The organism is Daejeonella sp., from assembly GCF_017495225.1.
Lineage (GTDB): Bacteria > Bacteroidota > Bacteroidia > Sphingobacteriales > Sphingobacteriaceae > Daejeonella.
Window position 1 is genome coordinate 69,088 of the sequence record NZ_JAFEIG010000031.1, and the last position, 18,218, is coordinate 87,305.

An 18,218-nucleotide genomic window follows, 5' to 3' on the forward strand; every position below is an offset into this window, starting at 1 on the left:
AAATTTGCACATGTCTGGCAATATATTTTAAAGAAATAAATTTATTTTTAGAGGATATGATAAACTAAAATATAAATTATTTATTTAAATAAAATAAAACTTTCCAAAAAAGTGTTTTTTTTTCTTTTAAATTAAATATACATTTGTTTAATGTTCGGCCAACAGATTAACAAAACTGTAATCATAAAATGGTTATGTATTAATTAACAAATTTTTAAATTTTAATTAAAGAAAATGGAAAGACTAGAAATTAAAAAAATAGGTTTGATTGAAATGACTGAATCTGAAAAAAATGCAATTTTTGGTGGTAAGCTACCTTGGTGGGCCTGGGCAATATGGGCAGTTGCTTTGGTAGTAGCTATAATCTTAGAGGGCTAACTAATTTATCAGGAAATATCTAACCTGGTCAGATTTCAAAATCGAAGGTTAGATTTTTACAAAAACATAACTACATGAAATACATCATTTTAATTGCCATTATTATGTTTAGAATGTGCTTAAATTCCTACAGTCAGGATTTAAAGCATAGGATAGGTTTTGGAGCTGGAGCTAAAGCCTCACGTTTAATTATTGAAGATCCAGAATTATTATCTACCCACAATACAGGATTGAATTTAGTAGCCCTTAGTTATGAATATAAAATTAAGCCTAAAATCAGTTTGGGACTTAATCTTGATATAATGTTTAATAAATTTTTATTGAGCAAAAATTCCGTAACAGAAACTATAAAGCACACAACATATTCGGTTCCCGTTAAAATTTCATATTATCCAATCCGGGGGTTACCTGTTGGAGTATCATCCTCAATTGGTGCGACATATATGATTAAAAAACAACTAATAACGTTAATAGCACCTGCTGAATTACGAAAAATATTTGGCACATATGAAGGAGAAATATTCTTCGAAAAAAAAATAAAGAATTTGGTTTTGAAACCATTTTTAAATTATGGAAACTCTATTACAAGTATAGTTTCTAAAGAACCAAATCAGCGGACGAATATCAAGTACAGTGCTTTTTCATTAGGTATAATAATTTTTTAAAAGAATTAAAATATGAATTTTATTTATTTGCGTCAAAATTTCTTGCAAAAAGCAACCTTCATACAACTGTTAATTCTTATTGCTACAGCTGATGTTTCAGCACAAATTAAGCATACACTTAAAGGTAATTTAATAGATTCTAAAAATAAAACGTCTGTGGCCTATGCCAATATAAAACTTCAAAAAGCGAATATTAGCTCCATGTCGAACAGTGAAGGTCTTTTTGCATTTAATTATAATTCTTCCACAGAAATTGACACATTAATAATTACCTGTGTGGGCTATAATAGTATAAAAATGCCATTGCAATTGTTTACTGATCGGGATTTCAAAGATCTTATTTTGGTACCAAATACAATTGTATTAAATGAAGTTGTGATAAACAATCTTAATCCTGAGTTCATTCTTAAGGAATCAGTCACTATATCAGCTAATCGCTATCCATCCCCTGCAATATTTAAAGGATACTATAGAGAATCGGTAAAAAGGGACAGTTTCTTAACCAAATATGCAGATGGATTGGTTGAATATTATGTGGAGCGTAAAAAAGATAAAGCCTTAAAAACGGAATTAAGAGTATTACAATCAAGAGCAAAAGAATTACCAATTCAGGAAGAAGAAGAAAAAATCAATGAATTTAATTCACTAATCAGTATAAATAAAATAATAAAATTTATATCTCTGACTGAGATTTCTCCTTTGGATAGTAATCGTTTTCAATTTTATGACTATACAATTTCTGAGTTTTCAGAGGCAAATAAAGAGATTTATAGGATTGATTTTGAGCCTAAAAGTAATAACAATAAAGTTGTGTTAGGCGGGAAAATTTTTATAGACAAAGAAACAAAATTAATCCTAGCAATAGATTGTAAAGTAGCTGCTGGTTCAGAAAAAAACTTAAAGAGCTTCAATTTTTTGGGAACCAAAATAAGTGCAATTTCAGCTGGTATTTATATTAGATTTGAATCAAATGATGAATCTTATGGCATAAAATATATAAAGGAAAGCCATGGAATTCTTTTTTCCGGAAAAAAACTTAACCAAAAAAATGAGTTTACCAGCGAACTTCTCATAACAGATCTGCAAACAAATAACTGTAGCCCTTTTACCAATGGAACATACAATAAACGTTCGCTTTATTCAAGAGGAAACCAATATACTTTTAACTATTGGGATAATCCTAAACTGATTCCTAATGTTTCTCAAGAATCCACTTTTTTAGAAAAATGGCAAGGTAAATAATTTGTTAAATGAACAACATCAATGTGCTTCAACGTGGCTTTTCTGGCTGTGGTCCTGCTTGTTTAGCTTCAGTTGCCGCATATTATGGACTTTTCATTTCAGTTATAGAAATTCAAAAGTATACTGTTATAAATAGAAATGGGACTACAATCAATGAATTAATTTCATCCGCAGAGAAATTAGGATTTGTTGCAAATGGGGCAAAAGGGGATATTCAATCCATAAAATTGATTCCTAAACCGTTTATTGCACATTTGAAATTAAGTAATTCAACCTACCATTTTGTATCTATATATGACACCAACGATGCTGGTATATTAATAATGGATCCAGCAATAGGTAAAACACAGACAATTCCGTTTAATAAGTTTTTACATGAATGGACAGGATTTGTGGTATTATTGGAACCTGGTAATTGTTTTAAGCCTGGCAACTATAAGTCAGCTACTAAAAACAAATCTTCTGCTCTAGTTTTACTAGCTTATATTGCTCTTTTCATTTATTCAATTTGGTTTATGTTTATCAAATGAAAATTTAAAAAAAATCATTAAAATTCTCTAAGGTTAAATTTCAAGACGATTCATCTTAATTTATCCCGCCAAATATTCTACTCCAACGAATTTTACTGAAGAATCCAGCATTGCTATCCCAGCTCATCCACACAAACAGGGCTTTACCTACAATATGATCATCAGGAACCATACCCCAATAGCGTGAATCTAGTGAGTTATCGCGATTATCGCCCATCATCCAGTAATAATTCATTTTAAAGGTATAGCTATCTGTTTTCTTTCCATTGATAAGAATATCACTACCCTTTCTTTCAATAGTATTGCCTTCATAAACAGAAATTGCACGCTCATAAAGCGCATAATTAGTGCTATCTAACTTTACTGTCCAGCCCTTTTTAGGGATGATTAGCGGACCAAAATTATCGGCATTCCACTTAAATTGAGGATCATGAGGGAAAATCTGTGAGTCATATTCATTAGCCGGTCTGATGTACAAACTAACTTCCTTCACATTCGACCATTTTCTGATAATCTCCGCATCTTCGGCAGTCATATTAAAAATATATTGATCTGCGGTTGAGCGTTGTGCTTCAATATGTAAATCTTCGATAGCTTGAGGATTGATATCCGTCCCATCAGTTTGCACGAAATAATACTTCTCACCAAACTGAGGCTGCTCTGCTGGCTTTCCATTCAGAAAAACTTGTGCATTAACAATGCTGAGGGTATCACCACCCACTGCCATACAGCGTTTAATATAATTTTCACGCTTATCAACTGGGCGTGATAAAGGGGCATCAGCATCCATTGGATAATTGAAAACCACCACATCATTTCTTTTTACCTCACTCAATCCGGGCAAACGGCGATAATCCCATTTTAGCCCTTCCCAATAGGCTTTAGTCCCGGTAATAGGCATCGTATGATGCGCAAATGGAAATGACACGGGAGTCATTGGTGTTCTAGCACCATAATTCACTTTACTTACAAATAGGAAATCTCCAACGAGCAAGGTCTTTTCCATCGAACCAGTTGGGATGGTATAAGCTTCAATAAATAAGCCCCTAATTAAGGTGGCGGCAACTACAGCAAACAATATCGCATCAAACCATTCTCTGCCGGCTGATTTCTTCTTTTTTTCTTTCTTATCCTTTGCAGGATTTGTTTCAGAACCTTTTAAACTCATGTATTTATTTTAAATGTTAAACGCTAAAATCAAACATATCCGTAATATTATAAAAACCATTCTTGTCTTGCAACCATTCGGCAGCTAAAACGGCTCCTAAGGCAAAACCTGCGCGACTGTGAGCCTTATGCTTAAATTCGATATCATCTACTTCCGAGCTATAAATCACCGTGTGTGTGCCTGGAACTTCCTCAATTCGATGCGATTCAATTAATAATTGATCTGGTTTGGTAATTAATTCTTCGCCTGAACCAATCAACTCATTCACCCATTCCTTCTTACGACCCAGTTCGGATAAAATCCCCTCAGCAATCGTCATCGCCGTCCCGCTAGGTGCATCCAGCTTCTCTGTATGATGAATTTCTTCTACCTGAACCTCATATTGAGGGTATCTATTCATAATTTTTGCCAAAATTTTATTGACAAAAAAGAAAACGTTTACGCCTACACTAAAGTTAGACGCATATAAAAGCGTATTGTTACCATCCTCACACTTGTTTTTAACCTCTTGCAAATGACCATACCAACCGGTAGTACCAACAACAATAGGCAATTTAGCGTCAAAACATAGCTCAATATTACTCAAAGCAGAGTCGGGAGTGCTAAAATCAATCGCTACATCAGCCTTTTGGAGATTATCAATGTTAAGGTCTTCCATATTATCAATATTGACCTTTAAAACAATTTCATGACCCCTTTCGGTAGCAAATTTCTCTATAATTCGGCCCATTTTACCGTATCCCAAGATCGCTATTTTCATATGTGAAAGCTATTTATTTAAGTATGGAAATTTATGCTTGTGAATCATAGGTTGATTTTTAGCTTGAGGCCTAGCACCGGACTAACACCCGAGGCATGAATAGGGCCTTGATTTAAGCTCGGTCTCACCTTAACGGATAAATCATCAGAGATGTCAAACCTGAAAAATTTTGCGTCTACGTATGCGTCGATAATGTTTATTGCATAAAAACCTAATCCAGCGAGCACCGAAAGATCCCGATTTCGTCTGTAAGAGTCTTTTATACTGATAATACCTTCGGTGGTATAGGGTGCATAAAGCGGATTTTGAGTCTTCCCAGGATTATCTTGCCTAAATTGAGCCTCTTTCAAAAATACTTTATAGTAGCGCTGATTAAACTCAAAAACGAGTCCTATACCAACAAAACCACCATAAACCAATGGCACCTTCCACCATCGTTTATTAGTAATTTGTCCGAGACCAGGAAGCAAAGCTGAATTTAAAGCCGCACGACGTGGCATAGCTTCAATGGCAAGACGAGCAGAATCTTTAATTGCAGGCTCTTTTATTATTGCTTTTTTGCTATTGTCTTGACGAGCAGAACTAGGCTCCACAATTTGTGAAAAAGCTTGCCCATGCGCCAAAAAACACATCAATAATAACCCAAAAAGGATTTTAGTGTACATTACCAATCTAACATTTCCAAGATGCGGGATAGATCTTCATCCGACATGAAATTAATTTCTATCGAACCCTTACCCTTATCACCCACCTTTAATTTAACATTTGTGCTAAATTTAGAAGCAAGATCATCTTGAATTTTCATGTATTGGAAAGAAATTCCGCCAGATTTTGGACTTTTCTTTTCCTTTTCTTTGCCTAATGCTTTGATCTGGCTAACTAATTCTTCTACTTTACGGACTGATAATCCATGCTTCATGATCTCCTGATAGATATACAGCTGTTTATCAGAATCTTCTACAGAAATCAAAGCACGTGCATGTCCCATAGAGAGATTTCTATCACGTATTGATGCCTGAATAACTGGGGGCAGTTTTAAAAGACGAAGGTAATTGGTTACGGTGGAGCGATTTTTACTAACTCGGTCGCCAAGCTCTTCTTGTTTTAAGTTACACTCATCAATCATTCGCTGAAAGCTCAATGCAACCTCAATAGCATTTAAGTTTTCACGCTGAATATTCTCAATAAGTGCCATTTCCAGCATCTGCTGGTCGTTGGCAGTACGAACATAAGCCGGAATCTCTTTAAGACCTGCTAATTTAGATGCACGCAAACGACGTTCACCAGAGATTAGCTGATACGCATTTTGACCTGCTTGTCTGACGGTTATCGGTTGAATTAATCCCTGTAACTTGATTGAATCAGATAGCTCTTTTAAAGCCTCCGCATCAAATTCTGTCCGAGGTTGAAATGGATTTACTTCAACTTGATCAATCTGTACAAAGCTAATAGATCCCAAAGAGGGTTTATCATTACTTATCTGCTGACGGTCATTTTCCGGCAAATCAGAATCATCAAGTAATGCCTTTAATCCTTTACCTAAACCGGTTTTTTTCTGGTAGATCATATTATGCTGAGACTTGTTTTTCAGCTTCTTCCTTTGAAGCCATTCCGTTTTTCTTGATTATCTCTCTTGCCAAATTAAGGTAATTTATAGCGCCTTTGCTACTAGCATCGTGCATAATTACAGAGATACCATAACTTGGTGCCTCACTTAATCGGGTATTTCTTTGAATAATTGTTTCAAAAACAAGCTCCTCAAAATGGGTCTTTACCTCTTCTACAACTTGGTTCGACAAACGAAGACGCACATCATACATCGTCAAAAGAATACCCTCAATTTGAAGATTAGGGTTCAATCTACTCTGAACAATTTTAATGGTATTTAGGAGTTTCCCTAGTCCCTCTAATGCAAAATACTCACATTGTACAGGAATAATTACAGAATCAGCAGCAGTTAATGAGTTGATAGTTATTAAACCCAATGAAGGAGAACAATCAATGATAATAAAATCGTAATTATCCTTAACCTTCTCAAGCACTGCCTTCATTTTAAACTCACGATCTGCCATATTGATCATTTCAATTTCAGCACCTACAAGGTCGATATGAGCAGGTAAAAGATCCAAAAATGGGGTATCGGTGCTTATGATTGCCTCCGAAGGATTAATCTCATTGATGATGCACTCATAAATACTAGATTTAATGCTCCTTGGGTCAAATCCAATTCCAGATGTTGAATTGGCTTGCGGATCTGCATCAACCAGTAAAGTACGATATTCAAGTACAGCTAAGCTAGCAGCAAGATTGATTGAAGAAGTAGTTTTACCTACACCTCCCTTTTGATTAGCTAATGCAATGATTTTGCCCATATAAAAAATAATTACAAATATGTGATATTAAAAAAGCCTGAAATTTTAATCAAAGCAGACCAAAAGACTACTTTTGCTAAAACTTTGCAAATTAAAAAGCAAAGATACGAAATAAAACAATTTACACCGCTGAGCGATTTCCGTTTTGCACATCTAATTAATAAAAATGATAACAATTATATCCTGTACAAACCGTCAAGGTAGCAACTCACTTAAGCTAGCCGAATACTACAAAAAACAAATTTTAGCTAAAGGTGCTGAAGCTGAGATCCTTTCGCTAATGGATTTGCCCGACAATTTTATCAATACAGACTTATACGGTAAACGTAGCGAAGCGTTCCAAATTATTCAAAATAAAATTTCTACTACATCTAAATTTATTTTCATTGCCCCTGAGTACAATGGCAGCTTCCCTGGTATCCTAAAACTTTTTATTGATGCCTGCACCTTCCCTGATAGTTTCTTCGGAAAAAAGGTGGCACTTGTGGGACTTTCAACCGGAAAATATGGTAATGTTCGTGGAATTGAGCATTTAACCGGAATTTGTCACTATATCAATCTGCATGTTTTACCATTACGCATTCATGTTCCTTCAATCGGAAAAGAATTTAATGAAAATGGCGATTTGTTTTTAGAAGATACCGTAAAATTTGTCGACCAACAGATTACTAACTTCCTAGAATTTTAACAAAATTTAAAGATCTGGTAATTCAAATTGCCAGATCTTTATACTTTAAATTGTAGCCATCCACTACCCTCATAACCGAATATAAACTGCTTAGGATTAATAATTTCGGCCATAATCTCAATACTATCAGTTATTCTTAGTCCCGAGCGATTAAAATACTGGTTCCCATCAACAATAAATATTTTCTGATTTTGAACTGCTTTAAGATCCGACCAGCCAGGTAAATCAATCAATAAATTTATTTCTTGCAATGTTCTTTGTATAGAAAATCCGCAAGGCATAATGACCAAGATATCCGGATTAGTTTGCAAAATATCTTCAAAATTAACATAGGATGAATGCTTCCCTGATTGCGTTAAAATAGGTACACCACCTGCAATTTCTACAATTTCGGGAGTCCAATTGCCAGCAATCATCATTGGGGAAAGCCACTCCACACAAGCCACACTAGGTTTTTCGCTGATAAATTTAAGCTTGTGTCGAATAATATTAATTCGCTCTTCGGATAATTCCATTAGTTCTACACCCGTATCGGGTACCCCCAACTCATTCGCCAATAGCTGAATATCCTTGTAAACATCGTCTAAACCATTAGGCTTTAAGGAAATAATTCGACATTCCTTCTCCAATAAATCTTTCAAGGCTAGCTCCACATCATTGAGGCTAACCGCACATACCTCGCATTGTGCTTGGGTAATAATTACATCAGGTGCCAATTGCTTAATTAGCTCTCTATCAATCTCATAGATAGAAAGTGAATCGGATAAAATCTCCTTTACTTGACTATCAATTTCGGCACTACTAGACCCTGAAATAAATTTCGCAGATGAGCAAATGGGCAAATTAGCAATACTTGAAGGATAATCACATTCATGAGATCTTCCAATTAATTGATGTTCTAAACCCAAAGCGCAGATCACTTCAGTAGCTGCAGGCAAAAGGGAAACTATTCTTTGATGAGGCATGCTTGACATTTCAACAAATGTAAATATTAAAAAAGGCCAGATGCAATGCACCTAGCCTTTTTATCTAAAAAAATTATTTTTTATTGATTACCCATGTTTTGCTCACCTTGCTTCAAATCATCATTGCTCACGCCGCGCTTCTTCCTCGGTGCTTGCATAGTCATCTTACCAAAACGGTAGCTAAAGCTTGTCCCGAATGAACGGAAAGGAATAGAGAAATTACTTGCCTGAGTAAAATTACTTCCCAAAATGCTTGAACGGAAGTTCTTTCTTTCATTAAAAGGATCAATAATGGTTAAACCGATACTTCCCTTTTTCTTCATAATTTCCTTCTTCATGCCAATATTCCACATATTAAATGATGGATTCTTGCCTTGGGCAGTCCGGCGTGGCGAATTAGTAATCAAAAACGATTCTAAGGTTAATCCCTTAGGAAACACATAGGAAGCCATGAAAAAACCGTTGTAAATCAATTGAGTAGATAAATTAGTATTCGCTACAGCTACACTATTATTCGTGTTGATATCATAAGTAAATGCATTGAAATTACCTCTTAGGGTAAGTGGCTTAATCGGGTTAATCTGACCGAAGAAATTAAAACCTAGCGAATTATTATTCCCTACATTTCGGAAAGTGGTTTTAGAACCTACTGCATTTGATCCTGAGTTTGGATCTACAACTGTAATTGGTATCACAAAACTTTCAATAATATCATTGGTACGACGATAATAAACCGAAGCATTTAAAACAGAAGTTTTTACAAACATTGAATAGTTGAACTCAATATTATGCGACAATTCTGGCCTTAATTCTGGATTTCCTTGCGATTGATTAAAGATATCCGCACTATTCAAGAATGGGTTTAAGTAAAATAAACTCGGTCTCTGTAAACGCTGATTATAGCTAAATTTAATGGTTGAGAAATTTTTAAATGTTCTAGAAACAACAAAACTTGGAACCAAATTATAATAACTACTGTTGAAAGGTGCAGCCGCAGCTCCTACAGATCTTGCATCACCCTGAATCTCTGTCCCCTCATAACGAGCACCTGCCCTAATGCCATACTTTTTGGCCAATGTAAAGCCAAATGTAGCGTATGCAGAATACACATCTTGATTATAGTCATAAATATAGGTACGGGCAGAAATTGGTGTAAATTGGCTGGTAGTCGAATTGAAGTTTCTGGTTTGATTATCACTCACAATATCTCTCAAAATACCTTTAACACCCGTTTCGAAAGTTACTTTCTTAAATGGATGGGTATAATCTACCTGAATAGTATTTTCGGTATTATCGGCATCATTATTACCATATTCATCAATAACAGTATTTGAAAAATCAGTAGAATAATCGTTATTCTGCATGCTATTGGTAAACTGATAAGCTACCGAAATTTGCTGATCCTTCTTTTTGAATTTATGTAAAAAATCGCTACTCCAGTCAATGCCATTCATATTCATCGAATTATCGGTTAAACGGGTAAAATTAACCGCAGCACCATTGAACATGTTTTGATTCAAGTTGAACCCATCAGCACCATTACTAAATCCCGACATACGAACATTGGAACTGATCGAATTAAAACTATTGAAATCATAATCCATTCCTAATGAACCATTTACAGCAAGGCGGTCGGTCTTACTCTCCCCGTTTTGAGTAATAATCTGACTTGCATCTGTATTTGAACGATTAAAGGTGAGAATACTTGTTTGTGGCCATGAGTAATAACCTCCTCCATTGGCGGTAAGGGCTAAGCGACCAGTTTTTGCGTTTAAATTTAAGTTTCCGCTGTTCTGGCGAGTACCTACTCCACCATTTACTGAACCACTCACACCAGCTAAATTATTCTTTTTAGTGATGATATTGATAATTCCAGAAGTCCCCTCTGCATCATATTTAGCTGATGGTGAAGTAATTACCTCCACATTTTTAATTTGATCAGCAGGAATAGCTTTTAGTGCATCGGCGATATTATTTGCCATTGCACCTGAAGGTTTACCATTGATTAACACTCGCACATTCTGACTTCCACGAAGGGAAACATTTCCCTCAAAATCAACTGATAGCAAAGGGACTTTACGAAGCACATCCGTTGCATTTCCACCAGCAATAGCAATATCCTGCTCAGCATTATACACCAATTTATCAATCTTGTTTTCTATGATTGGGGTAGTTCCAGTAACAACCACCTCACTCAGCATACTTTGATTTGGCGATAAAAGAATACGTCCCAAATTTACATCAGGCTTAGCCGGCGTAGTCTTTACAGAGTCAATAATTTTAGTTTGATATCCTAAAAAGGCAATCGTAACACGATAAACTCCTGCCGCAATTTTATCTATTTTGAAGGCTCCCTTTTCATCTGTTAATGAGCCATTCGTTGTTTTAGTTGATCCTGTCCTGCCTAAAGAAACAGTAGCATAATCAATTGGTTTTGATGTTAATGAATCTATGATAGTACCTGTTATTCTGCCGGTTATAGCCGAAGAAGCTCCTGCACCACCACCCATGCCTTGTGCCGAAGCAAAATTGATACCCGTTATTAATGTTAAAATAAGTAAAATGTATTTCATGTATTTGGTTTTATAGAAATTAGTCGCGAAAATACTCGCTTTGTTACAACAATTGAGACTCCAATTGTTAGTTGAAGGTAAAATCAATTGCAGCATAAATGTAGAAGCCATTTATACTGAAATTAAAAATTGAGGATGAAAAACTTTCACCCTCAATTTTTACAATATTTATATAACTATGTTAATTATTTTATTTTTAACGAAAATAATTTTCTTAGGACTTTTGCCTTCTAAGTATTTTTTGAGATCTTCATTTGATAGTACAATCTCTTCTACCTCCGCCTGACTCAAGCTCAAAGAAATATTCAAGTTCATTCTAGTCTTGCCATTTACCGAAATTGGGTAAGAGAACTCATTTTCAACTAAATATTCCGGATTAAATACAGGGTAATTAGCTACAGAAAGCGTACCTGGAGCATTTCCTAACAAGGTCCAAAGTTCTTCGGTAATATGAGGTGCATAAGATGCAAGCACAATTACTAAATCCTGAATAATCTTTCTTTTATTACACTTTAGGTCGGTTAACTCATTCACACAAATCATAAAACTTGAAACCGAAGTATTGAATGAGAAGCGTTCAATATCTTCTTCTACCTTGCGGATGATTTTATGCAATGCTTTATATTCAGCTTTAGAAGGCTCATCATCAGACACGTTGAAATTAAAATCATCGTTATGAGCTAGCTTCCAGAACTTACGTAAAAACTTAAATACTCCTTCAATACCATTGGTATTCCAAGGTTTACTTTGCTCTAGCGGACCGAGGAACATTTCGTACATTCTCAAGGTATCGGCACCATAGCGTTCTACAATATCATCTGGACTAACCACATTGAATTTAGATTTCGACATCTTTTCAACTTCTACGCCACAGATGTATTTACCATTTTCAAGAATGAATTCAGCATTTGCAAATTCTGGTCTGAAAGCTTTAAACTTATCCAAATCCAAAATTTCGTTTTGCACGATATTTACATCCACATGAAGTGCTGAGGTAGTATAATCAGATTTCAATCCATAGGATACAAATTTATTTGTCCCACGTCCATCGCCATCAATGATACGATACACAAAATTTGATCTTCCTTGGATCATTCCTTGGTTAATCAATTTTTTAAATGGCTCTTCCTCAACAACATATCCCCAGTCTTTCAGAAATTTATTCCAAAAACGGCTGTAAAGTAAATGTCCGGTTGCATGTTCAGATCCACCAATGTAAAGATCCACATCCTTCCAATAGGAAATAGCATCTGCCGGAGCAAATACATCCTTATTTCTATCTTCTTGGGATGCCATGTACCGATACCAATACCAGCTTGAGCCTGCCCATCCAGGCATGGTACTTAGCTCATATTCAAGCTCTCCCTTATATTTCCAATTTTCTGCACGACCTAAAGGTGGCTCTCCACTTTCTGTAGGTAAATATTTATCTACTTCAGGTAATACAAGCGGTAAATCCTCTTGGGCGATTAAATGAGGCAATCCGTCTTTAAAATAAACGGGTACGGGTTCGCCCCAATAGCGCTGGCGACCGAAAATTGCATCGCGTAAGCGGAAATTTACTTTAGCTTTTCCTGCACCTAATTCTTCCAGCTTAGCAATCATTTTTGCTGTTGCTTCTTTATATTTTAGGCCATTTACAATGCCAGAATTAATATAATTACCTTCTTTTGTGGGATCTGCTTGCACATCTAGATCTACTTGAGCATCAGAAATAGCAATGATTGGTAATCCGAATTTTGTTGCAAAAAGCCAGTCGCGTTGATCACCAGAAGGCACAGCCATTACAGCACCGGTTCCATAACCAGCAAGTACATAATCGGCAATCCAAACTGGAATAGCTTCTCCACTTATTGGGTGCTTGGCATAACTACCGGTAAAGGCACCCGAGACGGTCTTGGTATCCGCCATACGGTCGAGTTCCGATTTTTTCTTGGTTTGCGCAATATAATTTTGAATTTCTTGTTTTTGACCTTCAGTAGTTAATCCCTCAACAAGCTCATTTTCAGGTGCTAATACCAAAAATGTTGTTCCGTATAAAGTATCAACACGAGTAGTAAACACCTCAATATAAGCATCTCCAACTAGTTCGAAACGCACTAAAGCACCCACACTTTTGCCAATCCAATTGCGCTGCATTTCCTTTAAAGGATCTGGCCAATCAATAGTATCCAAACCTTGGATTAAACGATCCGCATAAGCGGTAATACGCATACTCCACTGCATCATTTTCTTTTGCTCAACGGGATGACCGCCACGCTCCGAATAACCATCCTTCACCTCATCATTGGCAAGAACAGTCCCTAATGCAGGGCACCAATTCACAGTACTTTCACGTAAATAAGTCAGGCGATATTTTAAAATTTCTTTCTGCTTTTCACTATCAGATTTCGAGTTCCACTCTTGGGCAGTAAAGCTCTCCACATCATCATCACAAACTGCTCTTAATCCAGAAGAACCCGATTTCTCAAATTTCTTAATGAGCTCCTCAATATTTTCTGCCTTATCACTTTCAAGGTTATACCAAGAATTAAATAAAAGCATAAATACCCATTGAGTCCACTTATAATAGCCTGGATCACTGGTTCTTACCTCCCTACTCCAATCGAATGAAAAGCCCAAATTATCAAGCTGTTCGCGATAGCGATTGATATTGGTTTCGGTAGTAATTGCAGGGTGCTGCCCTGTTTGAATAGCATATTGTTCAGCAGGTAATCCGAAAGAATCGTATCCCATGGGATGCAAAACATTAAAGCCTTTTAAACGTTTATAACGTGAAAAAATATCGGAAGCAATATATCCTAGTGGGTGTCCAACATGCAGGCCTGCACCTGAAGGGTAAGGAAACATATCCAAAACGTAGTATTTTGGTTTATCCGAAGAATTTTCAACTTTAAAAGTTTGATTTTCGGCCCAAAATTTTTGCCACTTCTTTTCTATATCTCTGAATTGATAATCCATTGTTAAATAATAAGTCGCAAAAATACTAAAATATACGGTTTTTGGGAATGGAAAGCTGCATCAAATTCCATTTCAGAGCCTTTTAGGGGCTAATTATATTTTTTTAACAAAGTTTAACGGCTAAATAAGGTCAGATAAACGCATATTCTTTACCTTTACAGCTGAAATCTTTATTTTAGTACCATAATATTTACTCATGGAAGAATTTGAAAGTAGCAACTCAAGCCGAAAAACTAAAACTCTTTACGTTTCTACCGTAATTAGTATTGCTTTGGTATTATTGATGACGGGTTTATTGGGACTGATTTTAGTGCATGCAAAAAACCTTTCCATATATGTTAAGGAGAATATTGTACTTAATATTATTGTGAATGAAGGGGCTAAAGAAGTAGATATCACTGCGCTGCAAAAGCAATTGAACTCAGACCCTTATGTTCTAAAAACACAATACGTTAGTAAAGAATTAGCAGCTCGAAATTTAACCAAAGATTTGGGGGAAGATTTCGTTGACTTTCTAGGATATAACCCACTTTTATCATCAATAGATGTGTATTTAAAGGCCGATTATGCCAATAATGAAAGTATTCAACAATTTACTGCAAAAATCAATAAAAACCCTTTAGTCAAGGAGGTTGTCTATCAAAAATCATTGATTGACATGGTGAATCAAAATATTCAGGGCATCGGATTAGTTATTTTAGCCTTTGCGGCAATTTTACTAATTATTGCGGTTGCATTAATAAATAATACGATCCGATTAGCAATCTATTCGCAACGTTTCCTAATAAAAAGTATGCAGCTGGTGGGTGCAACAAGAAACTTTATCCGTAAGCCATTTTTAAGTATTGGAATTATCCACGGACTTTTAGGTGCTCTAATTGCGATTATTTTATTGCTCATTACACTTTATGTAGCTCAGCAGCAAGTTCCTGAAATGGTCATCCTTCGCGATTGGTTCGAATTTAGCATGGTCTTTTTTGGGGTAATTATCTTAGGCGTACTAATTTCAGGCCTAAGCACCTATTTTGCAGTGAGCAAATTCTTACGTTTAAAAATTTACGATCTTTATAAATAATGACACAAAAAACAACACCCACAAAAGAAAGTCAGAACGAAACATTCGTTTTCGGAAAAACAAATTATCGCTTGTTAATTTTAAGCATTTTATTGGTTGTTAGCGGATTTATTTTAATGATCGGCGAAACTGATATTTACGAGTTCAGAAAGATTGTTCTTGCCCCTATCGTTGTCTTGGCAGGCTTTGGATTAGGTTTTGTAGCAATTCTTAAAAAACCCGCACAAGAAAAATAATGAATCTATTTCAGGCGATCATTCTGGCCATTATTGAAGGCCTGACTGAATTTTTACCGGTATCTTCTACCGGTCACATGATTATTGGGTCTTCTATCATGGGGATTCAATCGAATGAATTTGTGAAGCTATTTACAGTTGCAATCCAATTAGGAGCAATTCTATCTGTAATTGTGCTTTATTTCAAGCATTTCTTTCAATCAGTAGGTTTCTATTTTAAACTTTTAGTAGCATTCCTTCCGGCTGTATTTTTCGGACTCCTTTTAAGCGATAAAATAGACCAATTGCTCGAAAGTCCGCTAGGCGTTGCCATTGCCCTCCTAATTGGTGGAATAATCCTATTATTTGTAGACAAGTGGTTTAAAGATGGTACCATTGACAACCCAAATGACATTTCTTATAATACTGCGTTAAAAATCGGTTTGTTTCAATGTATTTCTATGATACCTGGTACTTCCAGATCTGCCGCTACCATTGTTGGGGGAATGTCGCAGCGACTAACAAGAAAAGCGGCAGCGGAATTTTCATTTTTCCTGGCTGTTCCCACCATGTTTGGAGCAACAAGCAAGAAATTATACGATTTTTATAAAAATGGATTCGAAATTAGTAGTGAGCAAGTAAATCTTCTAATTATTGGAAACATAGTTGCCTTTATCGTAGCCATGCTTGCCATCAAATATTTTATTACCTTCTTGCAAACTCAAGGATTCCGCATCTTTGGTTGGTACCGCATCATTGTTGGAGGCATTATCCTTATTCTGCTTCTTTCAGGCTATGACCTTCACGTTATCTAATGGAGAACAATAAGGTCAAAGAATTCCCGGAATTCAATTTTGCTGAAGGTGAGATGCTTCTTATCAATAAGCCCTACTCGTGGACAAGCTTTGATGTGGTGGGAAAAATCAGAAATTCTTTCAAGCCATTAAAGCTAAAAGTGGGCCATGCAGGCACGCTAGACCCTCTAGCTAGCGGCTTACTCATAATTTGTACAGGAAAGTTCACCAAAAAGATTGATGAATTTCAAGCTCAAGAAAAAGAATATACCGGTACGATGATACTGGGGGCAGGAACACCATCCTATGATATGGAGACTGAAGTGGATGAAACTTACGATATCAGCGATATAAATGAGGATATGATTAAGGCAAATACCCTACAGTTTATTGGCGATATTGAACAGTTTCCACCTGCACATTCGGCTATTAAGGTTGGTGGTGAGCGACTTTATATGAAGGCTCGCAGAGGTGAATTTGTGGAGCTAAGATCGCGAAGTGTGAGCATCCGCGAATTTGAAATAACACGTATTGAACTGCCGGAAATTGATTTTAGAGTGGTTTGTAGCAAAGGGACTTACATTCGTTCTTTGGTGCATGATTTTGGAAGAGCAATGGGTAATTTGGCTTATTTGAGTGCATTACGCCGGACAAAAAGCGGGGATTATCATGTACATAATGCATTTGAAGTAATGGAACTCGTAAATCACATCCGCCAATTGAAAGAACAGGGAACCTTAAAATAATTTTTAATTTTGCCTGTCATCAGCAATATGAAAATCTACACCCACATCGACGAATTTAAGCAGATTAAAAATGCGGTGCTAACCATCGGCACTTTTGACGGGGTTCATATTGGGCATCAAAAAATAATCAGCCGACTAAAAGAAGTTGCTCAAAAAAAAGGCGGTGAAACTGTTATTCTTACTTTTTTTCCGCATCCGCGGATGATATTGCACCCCGATGATTTGAATATCAAGCTGATTAGTACGATGGACGAGAAAGCGGAATTAATGAAAAATCTGGGTATTGATCACCTAATAATCACCCCTTTTACTCGCGATTTCTCCAATTTAAATCCCCAAGAATATATAAAAGATATTCTCGTAGAAAAAATTGGCACCACCCATATCATTATTGGATATGACCATCGTTTTGGTAAAGATCGTAGTGGCGGATTAGCAGAACTGCAAAATTATGCATCGGAATTTGGATATGAAGTTGAGGAGATTCCGGAGCAAGATATTGATGATGTGGCCATTAGCTCCACAAAAATCAGAAATGCACTCCTTAGTGGTGATGTAAAAACAGCAGAAAATTTTCTAGGCTATCCCTTTCACCTCAGTGGTAAAGTAATTAAAGGAGATCAAATTGGAAGAACAATAGGCTTCCCTACTGCAAACTTATTTATTGAAGAAAACTATAAGCTAATTCCAAGTGATGGTATTTATGCCGTTAGTGTAGATTTTAAAAGCGGCCAATTAAAAGATAAAAGCGCCAAAGGGATGGCTTATATCGGCCACCGACCCACAATTAATGGCATGAGCCGAAATATCGAAGTCAATATTTTTGATTTCAACGAAGATATTTATGGTGAAACCATCCGTTTAAATTTCCTGAAATATTTGCGTGACGACCAAAAATTCAATTCCCTGGATGAATTGAAAGAGCAATTGGGGAAGGATGAGGTAGGGGCGCGAATTGTAGGGACAGGTCGCGACCTGTCCTCCAGCCATATTAATTGCAAATAATTTTATTTGATATCTATCGTAATCTACAACAACATATTCGAATTAAATATATTTGTTTTTTGAAGAGGACAGGTCGCGACC

Annotated in this window: 18 protein-coding genes; 10 read left to right on the top strand and 8 right to left on the bottom strand. The window is 36.0% G+C overall.

Features of this window, described 5'->3' with window-relative positions:
- The first annotated feature begins 234 nt into the window (after positions 1 to 234).
- From QZ136_RS11600 to QZ136_RS11615, 4 genes are all read left to right on the top strand, one after another.
- Positions 235 to 378 (top strand): hypothetical protein, encoded by a 144-nt coding sequence (locus tag QZ136_RS11600; protein WP_291403692.1) that lies wholly within the window; start codon positions 235 to 237, stop codon positions 376 to 378.
- Positions 379 to 452: 74 nt separating this feature from the next.
- On the top strand, positions 453 to 1,043 hold the full coding sequence (locus QZ136_RS11605; protein ID WP_291403694.1) for a hypothetical protein: 591 nt from the start codon (positions 453 to 455) through the stop codon (positions 1,041 to 1,043).
- 12 nt (positions 1,044 to 1,055) lie between these two features.
- Entirely contained in the window at positions 1,056 to 2,285 is a 1,230-nt protein-coding gene (locus QZ136_RS11610) for a carboxypeptidase-like regulatory domain-containing protein (protein WP_291403696.1), read from the top strand.
- An 8-nt stretch (positions 2,286 to 2,293) separates the two neighbouring features.
- On the top strand, positions 2,294 to 2,815 hold the full coding sequence (locus tag QZ136_RS11615; protein WP_291403699.1) for a cysteine peptidase family C39 domain-containing protein: 522 nt from the start codon (positions 2,294 to 2,296) through the stop codon (positions 2,813 to 2,815).
- Between the two features lie 55 nt (positions 2,816 to 2,870).
- Here the strand turns inward: QZ136_RS11615 and lepB are convergent, their stop codons facing one another.
- From lepB to QZ136_RS11640, 5 genes are read right to left on the bottom strand one after another with little or no spacing between them, the layout of a single operon-like run.
- The gene (gene lepB, locus QZ136_RS11620) at positions 2,871 to 3,983 is read right to left on the bottom strand and encodes a signal peptidase I (RefSeq protein WP_291403701.1); all 1,113 of its coding nucleotides are present in this window, start codon (positions 3,981 to 3,983) and stop codon (positions 2,871 to 2,873) included.
- A 16-nt stretch (positions 3,984 to 3,999) separates the two neighbouring features.
- A complete protein-coding gene (gene dapB / locus QZ136_RS11625) occupies positions 4,000 to 4,743 on the bottom strand; it encodes a 4-hydroxy-tetrahydrodipicolinate reductase (RefSeq protein ID WP_291403703.1) in 744 nt (247 codons plus the stop codon).
- Positions 4,744 to 4,787: 44 nt separating this feature from the next.
- The gene (locus QZ136_RS11630; protein ID WP_291403705.1) at positions 4,788 to 5,408 is read right to left on the bottom strand and encodes a DUF5683 domain-containing protein; all 621 of its coding nucleotides are present in this window, start codon (positions 5,406 to 5,408) and stop codon (positions 4,788 to 4,790) included.
- Positions 5,408 to 6,310 (bottom strand): ParB/RepB/Spo0J family partition protein, encoded by a 903-nt coding sequence (locus QZ136_RS11635; protein WP_291403707.1) that lies wholly within the window; start codon positions 6,308 to 6,310, stop codon positions 5,408 to 5,410. Before QZ136_RS11635 ends, QZ136_RS11630 begins: the two co-directional genes overlap by 1 nt.
- A 1-nt stretch (position 6,311) precedes the next feature.
- Positions 6,312 to 7,115: an AAA family ATPase gene (locus QZ136_RS11640; RefSeq protein ID WP_291403708.1), complete on the bottom strand. Its 804-nt coding sequence runs from the start codon at positions 7,113 to 7,115 to the stop codon at positions 6,312 to 6,314.
- 166 nt (positions 7,116 to 7,281) lie between these two features.
- On the opposite strand from QZ136_RS11640, the gene QZ136_RS11645 reads away from it, so the two are divergent.
- A complete protein-coding gene (locus QZ136_RS11645; protein WP_291403711.1) occupies positions 7,282 to 7,803 on the top strand; it encodes an NAD(P)H-dependent oxidoreductase in 522 nt (173 codons plus the stop codon).
- A 38-nt stretch (positions 7,804 to 7,841) separates the two neighbouring features.
- Here QZ136_RS11645 and QZ136_RS11650 read toward each other — a convergent pair whose 3' ends face one another.
- The 3 genes from QZ136_RS11650 to leuS form a co-directional block, all read right to left on the bottom strand.
- The gene (locus tag QZ136_RS11650; protein WP_291403713.1) at positions 7,842 to 8,768 is read right to left on the bottom strand and encodes a cobalamin-binding protein; all 927 of its coding nucleotides are present in this window, start codon (positions 8,766 to 8,768) and stop codon (positions 7,842 to 7,844) included.
- Between the two features lie 80 nt (positions 8,769 to 8,848).
- Positions 8,849 to 11,341, bottom strand: a complete 2,493-nt coding sequence (locus tag QZ136_RS11655; protein WP_291403715.1) for a TonB-dependent receptor — start codon at positions 11,339 to 11,341, stop codon at positions 8,849 to 8,851.
- A 168-nt stretch (positions 11,342 to 11,509) separates the two neighbouring features.
- A complete protein-coding gene (gene leuS / locus QZ136_RS11660) occupies positions 11,510 to 14,302 on the bottom strand; it encodes a leucine--tRNA ligase (RefSeq protein ID WP_291403717.1) in 2,793 nt (930 codons plus the stop codon).
- Positions 14,303 to 14,498: 196 nt separating this feature from the next.
- Here leuS and QZ136_RS11665 point away from each other — a divergent pair, with 196 nt between their 5' ends.
- From QZ136_RS11665 to QZ136_RS11685, 5 genes are read left to right on the top strand one after another with little or no spacing between them, the layout of a single operon-like run.
- A complete protein-coding gene (locus QZ136_RS11665) occupies positions 14,499 to 15,377 on the top strand; it encodes a permease-like cell division protein FtsX (protein WP_291403719.1) in 879 nt (292 codons plus the stop codon).
- On the top strand, positions 15,377 to 15,613 hold the full coding sequence (locus QZ136_RS11670) for a DUF3098 domain-containing protein (protein WP_291403721.1): 237 nt from the start codon (positions 15,377 to 15,379) through the stop codon (positions 15,611 to 15,613). Before QZ136_RS11665 ends, QZ136_RS11670 begins: the two co-directional genes overlap by 1 nt.
- Positions 15,613 to 16,407 carry an undecaprenyl-diphosphate phosphatase gene (locus QZ136_RS11675; RefSeq protein ID WP_291403723.1) on the top strand — a complete coding sequence of 265 codons (795 nt, stop codon included), beginning with the start codon at positions 15,613 to 15,615 and terminating at the stop codon, positions 16,405 to 16,407. The genes QZ136_RS11670 and QZ136_RS11675 overlap by 1 nt, the downstream gene beginning before the upstream one ends.
- The gene (truB, locus tag QZ136_RS11680; RefSeq protein ID WP_291403725.1) at positions 16,407 to 17,132 is read left to right on the top strand and encodes a tRNA pseudouridine(55) synthase TruB; all 726 of its coding nucleotides are present in this window, start codon (positions 16,407 to 16,409) and stop codon (positions 17,130 to 17,132) included. Before QZ136_RS11675 ends, truB begins: the two co-directional genes overlap by 1 nt.
- Positions 17,133 to 17,159: 27 nt before the next feature.
- Entirely contained in the window at positions 17,160 to 18,137 is a 978-nt protein-coding gene (locus tag QZ136_RS11685; protein WP_291403727.1) for a bifunctional riboflavin kinase/FAD synthetase, read from the top strand.
- Positions 18,138 to 18,218 lie beyond the last annotated feature (81 nt).